The sequence below is a fragment of the Streptomyces sp. DSM 40868 genome, from assembly GCF_011820545.1.
GTDB classification, from domain to species: Bacteria; Actinomycetota; Actinomycetes; order Streptomycetales; family Streptomycetaceae; genus Streptomyces; species Streptomyces eurythermus.
This window is the reverse complement of sequence record NZ_CP050504.1, coordinates 8,515,965-8,530,637: the sequence shown is the minus strand read 5'-3', so window position 1 is coordinate 8,530,637 and position 14,673 is coordinate 8,515,965. Positions and strand designations below refer to the sequence as shown.

The following is a 14,673-nucleotide window of genomic DNA, read 5'->3' as shown; positions in this document are numbered from 1 at the left end:
GACACGCGCCCACCGTCGACCGTGCCCACGTGCGCCCGGCGTGCACGACGGCCGCTGGCCGATTCCCCCCACCGGGCTCGCCCGGACTCGATACGCTCGAACCCCGCAGCCCCTCGCCCCCGCCCCACCAGGGGCCGGCCGCATCGAGAGGACCCCCGTGACACCCGCCGCCCGCACCTGGCCCCGCCTGCTCGCCGCTCTCCTGGCCGGCACCGACCTGGACGCCGAGGACACGGCCTGGGCCATGCGTCAGGTCATGGACGACGCCGCCGAGCCCGCGCAACTGGCCGGATTCCTCGTGGCCCTGCGTGCCAAGGGCGAGTCCGCGGCCGAGCTGCGCGGGCTCCTCGACGCGCTCATGGAGCGGGTGGTCCCGCTCCCGGTCGACGGCAGCCGCGTCGTCGACATCGTCGGTACGGGAGGCGACGGCGCCCACACCGTCAACGTCTCGACGATGGCCGCCATCGTCGTTGCCGCCACCGGCATCCCCGTCGTCAAACACGGCGGCCGCAGCGTCAGTTCCAAGGCGGGCAGCGCCGACGTTCTCGAGGCACTCGGTCTGTCCCTGGACCTGTCCCCCGACGCTGTCGCCCGCTGCGTGCACGAAGCCGGGATCGGCTTCACCTTCGCAGCGAAGTTCCACCACGGTCTGCGGCACGCCGGGCCCGTCCGCAAGGCGCTCGGCGTGCCCACGGCCATCAACTACCTGGCCCCGCTGACCAATCCGGCCGATCCCGGAGCAACCCTCGTCGGCTGCTCCCACCACGGGCTCGCCCCGGTCCTCGCCACTGTCCTCGCCGACCGCGGCACCCGGGCCCTCGTCGTACGTGGCGATGACGGCCTCGACGAGATCACCACCGCCGCGCCTACCACCGTCTGGGCCACCGGCCCGGACGGTGTTACCGCCCGCACTCTGGACACCGCCCGCTACGGCCTGCCCCGGGCGAGCCCGGAGGGGCTGCGCGGTGGCGATGCCTCCTACAACGCCGCGGCCGTCCACCGTGTCCTGGGCGCAGAGCACGGTGCGGCCCGCGATGCGGTTCTGGCCAACGCTGCCGGAGCGATCCTCGCCCACCGCGGTATCAGTGCCGAGGACCTGGACGACGCCTTCGCCGACGCCCTGGACACCGCCCGCACCGCCATCGACGACGGCAGCGCGGCCGCCACCCTCGACCGGTGGCTCAAGCTCGCCGCTACCCTGTGACACCCGGGGCGCGGTCCAGGCGTTGACCGCCGGCACCCGCTCCGCCCAGTCGCATACCGCCGCCCACCGCGACGCCGTCTCCGGCTGGCGCACCTCCGCCGCCAACCGCTCCACCCGCGCTTCCCGGCCCCCATCGGACCCCTGCTCGCGGGCGTGGAGCGGGTAGGAGGCGCACAGCGCCGCGACCGCTTCAGCGACCGCCCGCCGGCCCGCAAGCGGGCGGCCACGGCCGGCCTGCGCCTGCTGGAGGAAAATCGCCCGCTCAGGCCAGTTGAGGAATGCCGCCAGTTCCCGCACCACATCAGCACCGTCGTCGCTGGTGTGTACCATCGTCAGGATCCGGTTCGGGCTCCCGGCCACCGTCCGCAACGACTCCGGCGCACGGGCCGTGGGGACGTTGCCGCCCTTGAGCTCCGTCAGGCGCTCGGCCACCGCCCCGTGCGGATGCCCGTACAGCACCAGCAGACCCGGGCCCAGCGTGGCCACCGCGTCGAGCAGGAGCAGCCGCTCCACCGTCGCCCGGCGTAACTGCCACCACCACAACGCCCGGACGCCCTCTCGGCTCAGCCGGGCCGGCCGGGCGGCCAGAGGGACAAAGCCCGCCTGCTCGGTGTGGTGGAGCACGCGTTCCACGCCACCGGAGAGCGCCAGGTCGGGCCGGAGCCACATCAGTCCCGTCTGCTCCGCGAACCGGTACGCCCCCTCGGCACCGGACAGACGGCACACCGATGCCCACCCCTCGACGAGCAGCGGATCATGCGGGTAGTGCCGGATTTTGTCTTGGCTGGTGGTCAAGCGGTGCAGATCGGGCATCGGCAGATCCGCCCAGGACACCGGCTTTAACGCGTCTGGCATGACGTCCTCCCACTCAAGGGCGCCCGGCAGCCGGTAGGCGGCCGTGCGCGCGGTAACGGATGGTGTGACCAGGCAGTGCGTTGGATGAAGTCGCTGCCCGTCGAGGGCCGCAGGGCGCGGACCGATCGTTGGGCTTGCACGCAGGCGTGGGGTGACCGGAGGGAGAGACGTGACGCCTGTTTTTACCGCCCGGTGAGGCTGCGATCCGCTCTCCTCGGCAGTGACCAGATAACCGTGCCGGGCCCGCGTTGGGGAGGCGAACTCGGGGGGCGAACTCCGCACTTGGCCAGCGCGGAGTTCGCCCCCGCGCCTACCCTCGAAGCCCGCCGCCGCGCGGCGTTCGGTGCTGCGCGGCATCCATCCAAGGTGTGAGGTTTTGGTGGCAGACACCAACGACCGCACGGGCCATGCCAACGAGGCACTGGCCCGGCTCATTGACGAGTCGGGAGCGAGCCGGAAATGGCTGGCCGCCCGGGTCAACGAGATCGGTGCTCACCACGGCGTCCCGCTGCGCTACGAGCACACCAGCGTCACCAGATGGGTGAATCTCGGCATGGTCCCACGCGGCCGTGTGCCCGAGTTCCTGGCCGCTGCGCTGGCAGAACGCCTCGAGCGGCCCGTCACCGCCGACGACATCGGCATGCCCATGGCACCAGATTCCGGGCGGAAGTTGGGGTTGGATTTCCCCCGCGACCCCGTCGACGCCGTCCGCGTCGCCGCGACCTACTGGAGAACCGTGGACCGCAGGCACTTCCTCACCAACGGCGGTTTCGCGCTGTCCGCCTACACCACCCCCGTCACCCGCTGGCTCGCACGGCCAGCCGCCGAGCCCCCGGCCGGCCGCGGCACACGCCAGGTCGGACGCAGCGACGTCAGCGAGCTGTGGGCCGCCGCCGATGAGGCCCGCGAATGGGACTCAAAGTTCGGCGGCGGGAACTGGAAGACCAGCAGCGTCACACACTGCCTTGAGACGCAGGCCGCCCCGCTGCTGCTGGGCAGGTACTCACAGGCCGTCGGCCGCCAACTGTTCGCCGCCACCGCCGAACTCTCGCGCGTGGTGGGATGGGCCGCCTTCGACGTCGGCCAGCACGAAGTCGCCCAGCGCCGCTTCGTCCAGGCCCTCAGCCTCGCCCGCACCGCCGGCGACATCGAAACCGGCTGCTACGTCCTGGCCACCATGGCCCTGCAGACCTTCCTGCGCGGCTACCCCGAACACGCAGCCGACATGGCCGAAGGCGCCTACGAACGCGGCCGCGGCCACGCCGCCCCCCGCGTGCTGGCCTTCGCCAAACTCGCCGAAGCCCGAGCCCACGGCCGTGCCGGCAACGCGCGCGCCGCGCAAACCGCCCTCGCGACCTGCGAACGGCTCCTGGACTCCATCCGGCCCGGCATCCACGACCCGGAGCACTTGGCCTACTTCACCCACGCCCGGCTGGCCACGGACACCATCGAAATCTACCGAGACCTGAACCAGCCCAAGGCGGCACTGCGATGGGCCCGGCTTGCCGAGCCCATGCCCGCCGACCAGTTCACCCGCGCCACCGGTATCCGCCTCGCCGTCCTGGCCAGCAGCCACCTGCGCAACGGCGACCTCGACCGCGGCCTCGCAACCGGAGTTCAGGCGCGCACCATCCTGAGGACGGTGCACTCCACCCGCGCCCGCAGCTACCTGCACGCCCTCACCAACGACCTCGCACCCTGGGCAACAGATCCCCGGGCCAAAGAGTTCCTCCACCACACCCACCCCGCACGCGCCAGAACCACCACCTGATCTGCCAGCATGCTCCGCACTGGCTGTCCTCTCTCCAGGCAACCGGGCCAGCAATCCGCCGGACACCGGTACCGCCAGCGTCTGGGACGGTCGGAGGCGACTAGCGGACAACACCACTCTGCTGCGCGCGATGCGCCCTACACCGGAGAAGGCGACACCACCGGCAACGACGCCACCCCCTCGAACCTGGAAAAGCCCGCGGCCGACGAGGGTGGCCGGCGGATGTCTATCGAGGAATGCATCCTCCATGTCCTGCGCGGCCGGAGCAGCTTGCTGCCCCCGGAGATCATGCGCGAGGCGCAGGACCTCGGTGTCACGCGTTCCGCGTCGAGGATCCGGGCCCGCCTGAGCAAACTCCACAAGGAGGGAACCGTGGTACGCGACGCCGCATCCCGCTACCGGCTCGCCACCGCGGGATCGGAGGCCGCCAGAAACGGATAAGGGCTTACACAAACAGACCGGCCGCCGCAAGTTCACAGCCCACGGCAGCCGTCGGCGCATGCCTACAGACAAGGGCTCGCCCACCGGTGGTCAGCATAGGCCATACGGCCACTTCGGCGTGAGCCCTTCCCGAAACCGCCGAAGTCCTCGGCGACGTACGGAAAGACCACTCCATGAGTGCTTTCTCCTCCGGCCCGGCCGCATCCTCCCACCACCACGGCACAGCAGACGGCGGGGCGGGCCCCACCGCGTCCCCGGACAAGCCGGTCTCCTACCGCATGCCCCCGACGGGCATCCCGGCCGCCCGGCAGATCGATCTCCTGGCCGCCGCAGTCACGACCTGCGCGACCGGCCGCTCGGCGGGGCAGCCCGGGGCGTGGCCAGCATCTGCGGAGCAGCAGCCGGCAGCCCGCTGCCAGATCCACGCCGGCGAATCGGTTAGAGCGGCCCAGACGCTCACTCGCTTGCCCTGGCCGCCGTCCTTAGCCTGCCCTACCGCAAGCCGGCCGCGACCTGCTCGATGTAAGTCTCCAGCGGTTCGTCCCATGCGGCCCGCAACGCCTCGACCTCGTCCAGGTCCCGAAACGGGGTACGGGACGAGCCTGCCGTGCACTCGCGACCGTCGACAGGGCACTATCAGGTGCATGACGTCCACGCCCACCGCCCCCGAAGCGCTACGCCTAGCGCCTTCCGTGACCGCGGTGCCGTACGACCACCCCGACGCCCGCCGCCTGACCCGCGTCCTGCGCGCCGACCAACTCCGCCTGTACGGCTTCGCCGACGACCCGGACACCACGCCCGGGACGGACTTCGACCCGCCCCGCGGCCTGTTCCTCGTCGCGAGCATCGGCGACGAGCCGGTCGGCTGCGGCGGGGTACGCCTCCTTGATGAGGACACCGCGGAGATCAAACGGATGTACGTCACCGACCAGGCCTGCGGGCAAGGAATCGGCCGGTACCTGCTCGAACACCTCGAGCGGCACTCCACAAGCTGCGGAGCCACCCAGATCATGCTGGAAACCGGGCGGCGCAACACCGCCGCCCTGGCCCTGTACCACCGCGCCGGATACGTGCCCTGCCCCTCATACGTCCCCGGACGCGACCAAGGCGTGAACCGGGCCATGACCAAAACCATCAACACCAGCTCAAGCCGACTGCCAGCGGCCGGTTCGACGCGGTTCTTATCAGTCACTGCTGCCGGGGGCGCGTCGGCGTAGCACGCCGTGGGCGGCGTGGAGGTCCGTGCGCAGCGGCGGTGTGATGGGGTGGACGGCGAACGGGATGCGCTGGATGCGGGCCTGCGGGTAGCGGCGGGCGAGGACATGGTGGGCTTCGGCGGAGTCGGCGAGGATCTCGCTGGCCTGGCTGGCTTTGTTCACGGTCCTAGGCAGTGTCTTTCCGATCATCCGATCGTTGGACTGGTCGTGAGGGACGAGGAGATAACTGACGCTGCCTGGGCGGTGATCGAGCCGTTGTTGCCGCCCGTGGGCCGGGCCCGTGGACGGTGGCGGGATCACCGCCAGGTCCTGGAGGGCATCGTGTTCAAGTTCCGCACCGGGGTGCCCTGGAGGGATCTGCCGGAGCGGTTTGGACCCTAGCAGACCGTGCACGGTCGCTTCGCCCGCTGGGCCGTCGACGGAACCTTCGACCGGCTCCTGGCCGCAGCCCAGCAGCGGGCAGAGGTGGACTGGCTGGTCGCGCTGGACTCCACGATCGTCAGGGCCCATCAGCACACGGCCGCCAAAGGGGGCTCGATGAGCGTGGGCTCGGGCGCTCCCGCGGCGGACTGACCAGCAAGATCCACCTGGCTTGCGACGGGCGGGGCCGGCCGCTGTCCTTCACGGTCACGGCCGGCACGCGAAACGACTGCACCCAGGCCGAGACGGTCATCGACAAGATCCGTGTCACGCGGTCCGGACCGGGACGGCGCCGCGTCCGGCCCGAGCGGGTCGTGGCCGACAAGGGCTACTCGGCCCGCTCCTTCCGCGCCTACCTGCGCAGACGCGGCATCAAAGCGACCATTCCTGAGCGCATCGACCAGCTCGCGGGCCGACGCCGGCGTCGCGAGCGCCCCTGCGGCTTCGACAGGGCCGTCTACCGTCGCCGCAACGTCGTCGAACGCTGCTTCCACCGCCTCAAGCAATGGCGCGGCATCGCCACCCGCTACGACAAACAGCCTGGCCGCTACCTTGCCGCCATCACTCTGGCCAGCACACTCATCTGGCTTGACACGTGATCGACAAGACACTGCCTAGGCCCCGGTCAGCCTCGCCCGCGTCGACCGCAACTCCGGCCAGGGCGGCAGCCGCGAGACGATCACCGGCACCAAGCCGTAATCCCGCCCCCCGACTCGGGCATATCGGCCTGGGGTATGTGCCCCGCGCGGCAGGCCAGGCACCCGCGCTTGTCCAGGTGCCTGTCGCGTACGTGTTCGTCAGCAGGTCTTCCCTGCGTACCAGGCGCCCTGGAAGTCGGGCCAGTCGCCAAGGTAGTGATCGCCAGGGGTGACGCACTGCTCATAGTCCCTGATGCCGCCGATGTTCAGCCGGTCCACGAAGATGACCACATTGCCGGTGCCGCAGTGGTTGTAGTAGGCGTGGCCCGTCCAGTCGGTGCGCCAGCCGCACGCTGTGGCGGCCTGCCTGGTTCCGGTCGTCTGCATCGGGGCTGCCGCCACGGCTGGCGCAATGCTCACCGTGGTGGCAGCGACTACCGCGAGTGCCGCGGTGGCCGCAGCCTTCTGGAGAAGTGTCATCGCGTTCTTCCTCTCAGTCGGACGAGTACCAGCCTCTCCCGCAGTCCAGGACAGGAGTCCGAGTTGCATGGCTCGGCTCTCTGGCCGCGGGCACCAGTACGTCAGTCATTCGTGACTCCGGGCGAGCACTGTCGCGGCACCTTCACATGGTGTTGACGACCCGCTCCTACTATGCGCAGGTGGGCTCTCCGTCGCTCGGAGACCGGAGTCCTGGCTTCCCCCGCGAGACCATTCTTCACCGGGTCCCCGCGAGGAGAGAACAGTTCTTGCATCTCCGTCCGCACCCGATCGATAGCCTTTGTTGTATGGGAGACGTTCCGATCGAAGGCGAGTCAGCGGCGAAGACGCGCGGTCTTGAATTCCCCGGCGGCGACCGCGACCCCAGCACCCACCAGCTGCGCCTGTTCCTCACGGTGGCACAGGAACTGCACTTCGGGCGGGCGGCGGCACGGCTGTTCATGACCCAGCCCGCTCTCAGCAAGCAGATGCGCCTGCTGGAGGGGAAGCTGGGAGTCGCCCTGCTCGACCGGACCAGCAGGTCGGTGGCCCTGACGCCGGCGGGTCGGGCGCTTGCCTCCGAGGCCCGGGAAGTGGTGGAGGCCATGGCGCGGTTGCGGTCCCACGCCATCGAGCACTCACGTCAGGCGCACGGCCGTCTCGTGCTCGGCTTCATCGCCGGAGAGGCAGCGATGCCCTACACACACACCATTCTCACTGAACTGCATCGGCGTCAGCCCCGTATCACGGTGGAACTGCGCGCGCTGACCTTCGGCAACCAAGTCGAAGCGCTCGCAAACGGGGAGGTACACGCGGCCCTGCTCAGGTTCCCGCTGCCTCGCACGCTGCGTACCATCCGGCTGGTCACCGAGCCTCGGGTCGCCTGCCTGCCGGCGGTGGACGGGCTGACCGCCCTCCCCGCCGAGCGGCCGGTCACCCTGGCTGACCTCGCGAACCACCTCGTGGTCGACATGCCAGAGCAGGCACCACGTGACTGGTGGGACGACTGGGCTGTCAACCCACGCCCGGACGGTGCACCCGTACGTTTCGGTCCCGTGGCCGCGGACATCGAGGGCCTGCTGCACATCGTCGCGCGCGGACAGGCCATCAGCTTCCTTCCGGCCTCCGCCCGCAGCCTGTACCCGCGTCCCGGAGTCACTTACCTGGACGTGGCCGACGCGCCGCAGTCCACGGCCGCACTCGCCTGGATGCCCATGGACCGTGACCGTCCGGTCCTGTCCGCCCTGCTGGAAACGGCCCGCGCGGTGACCGCGGGCGCGGTGGGCAGCCGATAGGCGCGCGTACCGATCGACGACCGGCCGGTCAGCGCGGACCTGGCGGGGCCGGATTCCACGACGCTCGCGTGCCTGACCTCGCGACAGGGCCGACGGCCGCGGTGACTCGCCGACGAACGCCTGTGCAACGACGACCTCGGCTTCGCGGGGCGCCACGCGCACCCGCTGACGAGGACGTGAACGATGCACAATCCCCACCGGATGCGGTTGGCTCCCTTCGCCCCGCTTCCGAGCGACGACCTGTGCGATGGGGTCGACGGCCGCCTCTGGCTGGAGGCACTAACGCCCCGCGCCAAGGGCACCACGAAGAGCCCGTTCGGCCGGGCCCGCGCGTACGCCCGGACCGCCGCGGTGACCCGTGGCGGGCGGCCGCCGAAGTACCCGGAAAAGGGCCGACACCTTGTCCCGGGCATCTGTATCCCTCACGCGGCTTAGACCGTGTCCTATGTGGTGAGGCGGAGGAGTCGCTTGTAGCAGCAAATGGCTGCGGCGAGTCCGAGAAAGGCGAGGTAGTTGCGGGAATGGCGCTCGTAGCGGTGGTTGAGCCGGCGGTAGCCGGTCAGCCAGGAGAGGGTACGTTCGATGACCCACCGGCGTCTCCCCAATCGCTCGCTGGACTCGATGCCTTTGCGGGCGATGCGCACTCCGATCCGCTTGCCACGTAACCATTTACGCAGGTGAGGAACGTCGTAGGCCTTGTCGGCGTGGAGACGTTGGGGCTTGAAGTGTCGGCCGCGGTGGGGGTCGTGTTTCGTTTGGTGACCGGCCACCATCGGCTTCAGTGCTTCGCTGTCGTGGACGTTGGCGGCTGAGACGCCGACGAGTAGGGGCAGTCCGTTCGCGTCCGACAGGATGTGCATCTTGGAACCCGGCTTGCCCCGGTCCACGGGGCTCGGACCTGTGTGTTCGCCCCCTTTTTAGCGCGGACGTGGGCAGAGTCGAGGACGACGCGGGTGACATCGACGAGCCCTGCGTCGTCGAGCCGGTGCAGTACGGCCTCGTGCAGGCGGCCCCAGACCCCGGCTCTGGACCAGATGAGGAACCGGCGGTGCGCGGTCGATTTCGAGATGCCGAAGCAGGGTGGCAGGGCCCGCCAGGCACAGCCACTGACCAGGACGTAGATGATCGCTGCGAACAGCGTCTCATCAGGCGTGTCCTGTGTCCCGCCACCCTGCGGCCGGACCTTCGACGGCGGGATCAGCGGCTTCGCGATCTCCCACAGCCCGTCCGGAACAATCCAACTCCACGTACCCCGCCCCATGCACAGCCAACGAACGCCTCACCACATAGGACACGGTCTAAGACGGCGTTTCCTTTGGCGTGCCGGCGTGGCAGGGAGTGCCCCGTGCGCAGGGTAAGTACCGAGAGTGTCTTGACCTGAAGGTGCAGCAGTCCCTCGACTGCGTGCCCCACTGTCGTTCTACCGTGTCGGGGTGATCCGACTAATCGCGCAGGACGACACCCTTGAGCTCAGTGAAGAACAGGTGTCGAAGATCAAGTTCTGGCTGCTGGAGTTCTTGCCTGCTCGCACTTGCGAGGTCAGTGTGGGGCCTGGAGCCGCGATCGTGGTGCCGGACCAAGACCGCGGTCTTGACGATCTAACGCCAGGTCTCCTCTTGCAGTTGGAAGCCATCGTCGGCTGTGCGCTGCTCGCCTGACTTCCTCGCAGGTTCCCCTCACCTGCTCAGCCGGCGGTGGCTGATGAGGGTCGCGGCGATGCCGACGAAGGCCAGGAAGTGCTCGGCCTTTCGCTCGTAACGGCGGTGCAGCCTTCGGCATCCGGCCAGCCAGGAGACGGTTCTCTCGACGACCCAGCGGTGTCGGCCGAGCCGCATGGAGGACTCGATGCCCTTGCGGGCGATACGGTGGCGGATGCGACGCTCGCGAAGCCATTTCCGCAGGTGGTCGTAGTCATAGCCCTTGTCGGCGTGGAGCTTGGCCGGACGCCGGCGGCGGGGTCCGCGGCGGGATCGGATGGGCGGGATCCCGCGCACGAGCGGTTCCAGGCCGAGGCTGTCATGCATATTGGCGCCGGAGACACCCAGCGACAGCGGCACGCCGTTGCGGTCGGTGATGAGGTGGATTTTCGATCCCGGCTTGCCGCGATCGGTCGGATTCGGTCCCGTCAGTGGCCCCCTTTTGCCGCCCGGACACTGACGGAGTCGATCGCGCACCGCGACCAGTCCAGCTCACCCCGAGCGCCGAGTTCGTCGAGGATGACGCGGTGCAGCCGGGCCCACACCCGGTCCCGGCTCCACTGGGCGAAGCGCCGGTAGACGGTGGGCCAGGCCGGCCCGAACACCGGCGGCAACTGCCGCCAGGTGCAGCCCGAGGTCGCGACGAAGATGATCCCTGCCAGGCATTCACGGTCCCCGGCCCGTCGACGGCCGCCGCCCTGCGGGCGTATGACCTCCGTCGGCGGGACCACCCGCCGAAACAGCGTCCACAACTCGCCCGGCACCAACCGCTCCATCAGATCCGTCATGCACGGCTCAACGAGCGATCACACCATCAGAAACGGCGTCTTAGACCGTGTCCTATGTGGTGAGGCGTTCGTTGGCTGTGCATGGGGCGGGGTACGTGGAGTTGGATTGTTCCGGACGGGCTGTGGGAGATCGCGAAGCCGCTGATCCCGCCGTCGAAGGTCCGGCCGCAGGGTGGCGGGACACAGGACACGCCTGATGAGACGCTGTTCGCAGCGATCATCTACGTCCTGGTCAGTGGCTGTGCCTGGCGGGCCCTGCCACCCTGCTTCGGCATCTCGAAATCGACCGCGCACCGCCGGTTCCTCATCTGGTCCAGAGCCGGGGTCTGGGGCCGCCTGCACGAGGCCGTACTGCACCGGCTCGACGACGCAGGGCTCGTCGATGTCACCCGCGTCGTCCTCGACTCTGCCCACGTCCGCGCTAAAAAGGGGGCGAACACACAGGTCCGAGCCCCGTGGACCGGGGCAAGCCGGGTTCCAAGATGCACATCCTGTCGGACGCGAACGGACTGCCCCTACTCGTCGGCGTCTCAGCCGCCAACGTCCACGACAGCGAAGCACTGAAGCCGATGGTGGCCGGTCACCAAACGAAACACGACCCCCACCGCGGCCGACACTTCAAGCCCCAACGTCTCCACGCCGACAAGGCCTACGACGTTCCTCACCTGCGTAAATGGTTACGTGGCAAGCGGATCGGAGTGCGCATCGCCCGCAAAGGCATCGAGTCCAGCGAGCGATTGGGGAGACGCCGGTGGGTCATCGAACGTACCCTCTCCTGGCTGACCGGCTACCGCCGGCTCAACCACCGCTACGAGCGCCATTCCCGCAACTACCTCGCCTTTCTCGGACTCGCCGCAGCCATTTGCTGCTACAAGCGACTCCTCCGCCTCACCACATAGGACACGGTCTTACAGGCTCGCCCGAGTCGGCGTCCTCACCAACCGGCAGTGGGCTGAGGACGTCGCCGACCGCCTCGCGGCTGACTACGGAGACCACGTCCGAGACGCCCTCGCCGCCTGGCGTCAGGACCGTGGTGAAGCCGACCCGGACATGCTGAGGCTGCTTCCGCTGATCCGCGAGCAGTTCCCTGTCGGCGTCCTGTCAAATTCCACCGACGCGTTGCACGCCGACCTTGCACACCATGGCATCACCTTCGATCACGTGATGCCCTCCGCCGACCTCGGTGTCGACAAGCCTTCTCCTCACGCCTACCGGCTCGCCGCCGAGCGCATGGCCACCGCGCCCGGCGATCTTCTTTACTTTGACGACGAGCCCACCTTCGTCAGGTCGGCAGCGGCAGCCGGCCTGCAAGCTCACCTCTTCATGTCGGCCACCGACGTTCAGCAGCATCTGGGCAGATGCTGCGTGAAGGTTCGGACGTGATGTGCTGACGACCCGGTGGAGCCGCCCTGATGGGGCACCCGTAGCGGTGCCCAGGAAGGCCCACCGAGACCAACAGGCGGCAACGCGGCTTCGGTAGAGCTGGCCTCCCGGGTATCAGCGGAGCGCGGCGAAGACGGCTGCGGCGACCACGGAGCCGAGGATGGTGCCGGCGATCACCTGGGCGGGGGTATGGTCGCGCAGCGCGACGCGTGACCATCCGACGATGGCGACGAGGGCGTAGCCGCACAGGGCCCAGGGGCCGTAGGTCTGGGCGAGCATGATGACGGCGCCGGCGGAGACGGCCTGGTGCACGGATATCTTCCAGGCCAGCGTGACCAGGGCGAGCGCCGCGAGTGTGGCGATCATGCTGGCGACCAGGGCGATCAGGGCGCGGGGGGCGTGCAGGGTGGCCATGAGGGTGAAGCAGGTCAGCACGGAGGCGAGGATGACCGCCATTACCAGCAGCCGTGCCCGTTTCGCGCCGACGTTCCTGTCGCCCCATCGGCCCTTTTTGATGCCGTGGTCGATGAACAGGATGGGGATGACCGCTGCGCACACCACCGCGACGAGGCTCCACGCCAGGCCGCTCCAGCAGTCGACGTGCCAGCCGATGGCGAGGCAGACAGTCACGATCCACGTCTTGGGATGGAGCCGGTCGCTGATGGTCCGGGCGATGTCCTGGCGGGTGGTCGGTGCTGTCAACGTGCTCATGCGGGCTGCTTCCGGTTCTGTTCCTGGATCCTGGCGGCCTCGGCTCGGGCGAATGCCGCGACGCTGGGGCAGCGGTCGAAGGCGGCGCTGACCTGGCAGGTCCAGCGCAGTTCGGCCGCTGGGCTCAGGCCGTCACTGCCCGAGTGGGGGTGCTCTCCCTTGTAGGGGGCGGAGGAGGAGGCGATGAGTACCGCGGTCTTCAGCCAGGCGGCCTCGGCGACGGCGGAGCGTGCTCGTGGTGGGTAGCCGGCGCTCTTCGCCATGTCTAGGGCGCGGTGCTGCAGGTCGGCGGGGACGTATTCGCGCAGGGTGAGGGTGGCGTCGCTGATCTCCACGAGCCGGCGGTGGAGCAGCAGGCGGGTGCGGGCGTGCCCTGGGTTGATGGGCAGCACGACGGAGGGCACGGCGTCGGTCAGGGTGCGCCAGAGGGGTTCGAGTCGCGGAAGGGCCCGTCGCTGCCGCAGGGCGGTGGCCGCGACGGACAGGGGCGAGAGGCAGCTGCCGGCCGTGATAGCGGCGATGGCGGCGACCTTCAGGGTGGTCGATACCGCGTCGGCACGGTGGACGTCGGCTGCCGTGGCGTCGCCGGTGGCGATGTGGGCGAGGTGAACGAGGCGCTGCAGGGCATACAGGACACCGATGGCGCCTCCGAGGCCGAGCAGGGTATGCCCGGCTCGGATCCACCGGTCGCGGGCGTGGCGGGCCGCGTGGAGGAAGAGGATGGCCGTCACCGTCATGGCGCAGCCGATGTAGAGGGTGAAGACGCCGACGTGCAGCAGTGCCCACCGGGAGGTTTCGTGGGCGAAGACGATGTCGTCGGGGACTCGGGCGTCGTCGGGGGCCAGGGCGAACGCGGCAGGCATGAGGAGCAGGCACGCGGCTTCGAGTGCGTGGCGGGAGCGCTGGAGGAACCCTTGGGGGCGGACGACGGCGATCACGAATTCCAGGACGGCCGCGGCCGAGATCAGCCCGAGCATGTGCTTGAGCAGGTAGGCGGTGCTTGCGATGCCAGTCACGGAGTCGAAGTGTGCCGAGACCGCGGGTACCTCCAGGGTCATCGCCGCGGCGAGGCTGAGGAAGGCCAGGGAGATGGCCCGCTGCTTGCGGGAGTGGCGCAGCGAGGGTGCCCTCCACAGAGCCACTGCCCACAGCATGGTGGCGACAAGGATCTGGTGGCTCATCGGCAGTTCCTTCGCGGATGGGCCATCGTGGCGTCCACGCGGTCCAGCAGACCGTGCGGGGAGGTGGACGACGCGGTCGGCAACTGGTCCACGATCTCCCCGAGGATGGTCGCCGTCAGTTCGGCGTCGTGTTCCTGGTCAGTGGAGTAGTTGGTCCGGCCGAAGACCGCGCTGACGCGGGACGGCGCGATCTCCGGCGGCAGGGCCGCCAGCAGGCTCGACACGGCGGAGCTGCCCTTGTGGTCGAGCAGCATGTGCGCGATCTCGTGGAAGACGACCTGCTGACGGTGGCGCTGGCTGGTGGCGGCGATGTGCCAGATGTGGTCCTCGTCGGGATAGGCGACCCACAGCCCGCACGGCAGCCGCAGCCCGTCACTGTCCGGCAGTTCCCGAAGGACCAGCTGCCGGCCGCGCTGCGCCGACAGCGCCTCGCAGAACGACTCGGTCGTGAAGGGCCGTTGCACCCGCACGTCCCGCAGGGCGTCCTCGCATACGCGCCACAGCCGGGACTCGCGCTCCCCCAACCCCGTTACACGGGCGCGCTTTTCATGCCTCCGGCGAAGAAACATGGGTGGTCCTTAACTGCACGGAACTG

The 14,673-nt window shown here is 69.4% G+C and carries 15 protein-coding genes and 1 pseudogene; 9 read left to right on the top strand and 7 right to left on the bottom strand.

What is annotated here, in order from left to right:
• Positions 1-157: 157 nt before the first annotated feature.
• From trpD to HB370_RS38360, 4 genes are all read left to right on the top strand, one after another.
• Positions 158-1,204, top strand: coding sequence for an anthranilate phosphoribosyltransferase (trpD, locus tag HB370_RS38380; RefSeq protein WP_030794057.1), 1,047 nt, complete (start codon positions 158-160; stop codon positions 1,202-1,204).
• 1,234 nt (positions 1,205-2,438) lie between these two features.
• Positions 2,439-3,830 carry a hypothetical protein gene (locus HB370_RS38370; RefSeq protein WP_030794054.1) on the top strand — a complete coding sequence of 464 codons (1,392 nt, stop codon included), beginning with the start codon at positions 2,439-2,441 and terminating at the stop codon, positions 3,828-3,830.
• Positions 3,831-4,052: 222 nt separating this feature from the next.
• Positions 4,053-4,271 carry a hypothetical protein gene (locus HB370_RS38365; RefSeq protein ID WP_157855674.1) on the top strand — a complete coding sequence of 73 codons (219 nt, stop codon included), beginning with the start codon at positions 4,053-4,055 and terminating at the stop codon, positions 4,269-4,271.
• Positions 4,272-4,915: 644 nt separating this feature from the next.
• Entirely contained in the window at positions 4,916-5,488 is a 573-nt protein-coding gene (locus tag HB370_RS38360; RefSeq protein WP_078637829.1) for a GNAT family N-acetyltransferase, read from the top strand.
• On the opposite strand, the gene HB370_RS38355 is transcribed toward HB370_RS38360, so the two are convergent.
• On the bottom strand, positions 5,456-5,650 hold the full coding sequence (locus tag HB370_RS38355; RefSeq protein ID WP_030794047.1) for a hypothetical protein: 195 nt from the start codon (positions 5,648-5,650) through the stop codon (positions 5,456-5,458). The genes HB370_RS38360 and HB370_RS38355 overlap by 33 nt on opposite strands.
• 45 nt (positions 5,651-5,695) lie before the next feature.
• On the opposite strand from HB370_RS38355, the pseudogene HB370_RS38350 reads away from it, so the two are divergent.
• Positions 5,696-6,507 (top strand): annotated as a pseudogene (locus tag HB370_RS38350) (IS5 family transposase).
• Positions 6,508-6,705: 198 nt separating this feature from the next.
• Here the strand turns inward: HB370_RS38350 and HB370_RS38345 are convergent.
• Positions 6,706-7,026, bottom strand: coding sequence for a DUF6355 family natural product biosynthesis protein (locus tag HB370_RS38345; protein ID WP_030794044.1), 321 nt, complete (start codon positions 7,024-7,026; stop codon positions 6,706-6,708).
• A 266-nt stretch (positions 7,027-7,292) separates the two neighbouring features.
• Here HB370_RS38345 and HB370_RS38340 point away from each other — a divergent pair, with 266 nt between their 5' ends.
• Positions 7,293-8,318 carry a LysR family transcriptional regulator gene (locus HB370_RS38340; RefSeq protein WP_244405820.1) on the top strand — a complete coding sequence of 342 codons (1,026 nt, stop codon included), beginning with the start codon at positions 7,293-7,295 and terminating at the stop codon, positions 8,316-8,318.
• A gap of 443 nt (positions 8,319-8,761) precedes the next feature.
• Here HB370_RS38340 and HB370_RS38335 read toward each other — a convergent pair.
• Positions 8,762-9,579 (bottom strand): IS5 family transposase gene (locus HB370_RS38335; protein WP_106980841.1). Its coding sequence is split into 2 segments (ribosomal slippage): positions 8,762-9,237 and positions 9,237-9,579, totalling 819 coding nucleotides; the frame shifts between segments, so codons are not numbered across the junction.
• Positions 9,580-9,751: 172 nt separating this feature from the next.
• On the opposite strand from HB370_RS38335, the gene HB370_RS38330 reads away from it, so the two are divergent.
• On the top strand, positions 9,752-9,976 hold the full coding sequence (locus HB370_RS38330; protein WP_030795569.1) for a hypothetical protein: 225 nt from the start codon (positions 9,752-9,754) through the stop codon (positions 9,974-9,976).
• An 18-nt stretch (positions 9,977-9,994) separates the two neighbouring features.
• Here HB370_RS38330 and HB370_RS38325 read toward each other — a convergent pair.
• Positions 9,995-10,791 (bottom strand): IS5 family transposase gene (locus HB370_RS38325; protein ID WP_244406079.1). Its coding sequence is split into 2 segments (ribosomal slippage): positions 9,995-10,455 and positions 10,455-10,791, totalling 798 coding nucleotides; the frame shifts between segments, so codons are not numbered across the junction.
• A 93-nt stretch (positions 10,792-10,884) separates the two neighbouring features.
• On the opposite strand from HB370_RS38325, the gene HB370_RS38320 reads away from it, so the two are divergent.
• A protein-coding gene (locus HB370_RS38320; protein ID WP_106980841.1) for an IS5 family transposase occupies positions 10,885-11,702 on the top strand; the annotation gives its coding sequence in 2 pieces (ribosomal slippage) (positions 10,885-11,227 and positions 11,227-11,702; 819 coding nt in all).
• Positions 11,623-12,186 (top strand): HAD-IA family hydrolase, encoded by a 564-nt coding sequence (locus tag HB370_RS42560; protein ID WP_280117798.1) that lies wholly within the window; start codon positions 11,623-11,625, stop codon positions 12,184-12,186. The genes HB370_RS38320 and HB370_RS42560 overlap by 80 nt, the downstream gene beginning before the upstream one ends.
• Before the next feature lie 114 nt (positions 12,187-12,300).
• Here the strand turns inward: HB370_RS42560 and HB370_RS38310 are convergent, their stop codons facing one another.
• Genes HB370_RS38310 through HB370_RS38300 form a run of 3 tightly spaced genes read right to left on the bottom strand, consistent with a single transcriptional unit; the run spans position 12,301 to position 14,602 of the window.
• Positions 12,301-12,897, bottom strand: a complete 597-nt coding sequence (locus HB370_RS38310) for a hypothetical protein (protein WP_030795090.1) — start codon at positions 12,895-12,897, stop codon at positions 12,301-12,303.
• Positions 12,894-14,078, bottom strand: a complete 1,185-nt coding sequence (locus HB370_RS38305; RefSeq protein ID WP_030795088.1) for an MAB_1171c family putative transporter — start codon at positions 14,076-14,078, stop codon at positions 12,894-12,896. Before HB370_RS38305 ends, HB370_RS38310 begins: the two co-directional genes overlap by 4 nt.
• Complete coding sequence (locus HB370_RS38300; protein ID WP_030795085.1) at positions 14,075-14,602, bottom strand: hypothetical protein; 528 nt, start codon at positions 14,600-14,602, stop codon at positions 14,075-14,077. Before HB370_RS38300 ends, HB370_RS38305 begins: the two co-directional genes overlap by 4 nt.
• Positions 14,603-14,673: the final 71 nt, after the last annotated feature.

Bases quoted from the DNA above. Each gene is read 5' to 3' on its own strand.
- HB370_RS38365 (WP_157855674.1), top strand. From the start codon at position 4,053: ATGTCTATCGAGGAATGCATCCTCCATGTCCTGCGCGGCCGGAGCAGC.
- HB370_RS38360 (WP_078637829.1), top strand. From the start codon at position 4,916: ATGACGTCCACGCCCACCGCCCCCGAAGCGCTACGCCTAGCGCCTTCC.
- HB370_RS38345 (WP_030794044.1), bottom strand. From the start codon at position 7,026: ATGACACTTCTCCAGAAGGCTGCGGCCACCGCGGCACTCGCGGTAGTC.
- HB370_RS38310 (WP_030795090.1), bottom strand. From the start codon at position 12,897: ATGAGCACGTTGACAGCACCGACCACCCGCCAGGACATCGCCCGGACC.
- HB370_RS38305 (WP_030795088.1), bottom strand. From the start codon at position 14,078: ATGAGCCACCAGATCCTTGTCGCCACCATGCTGTGGGCAGTGGCTCTG.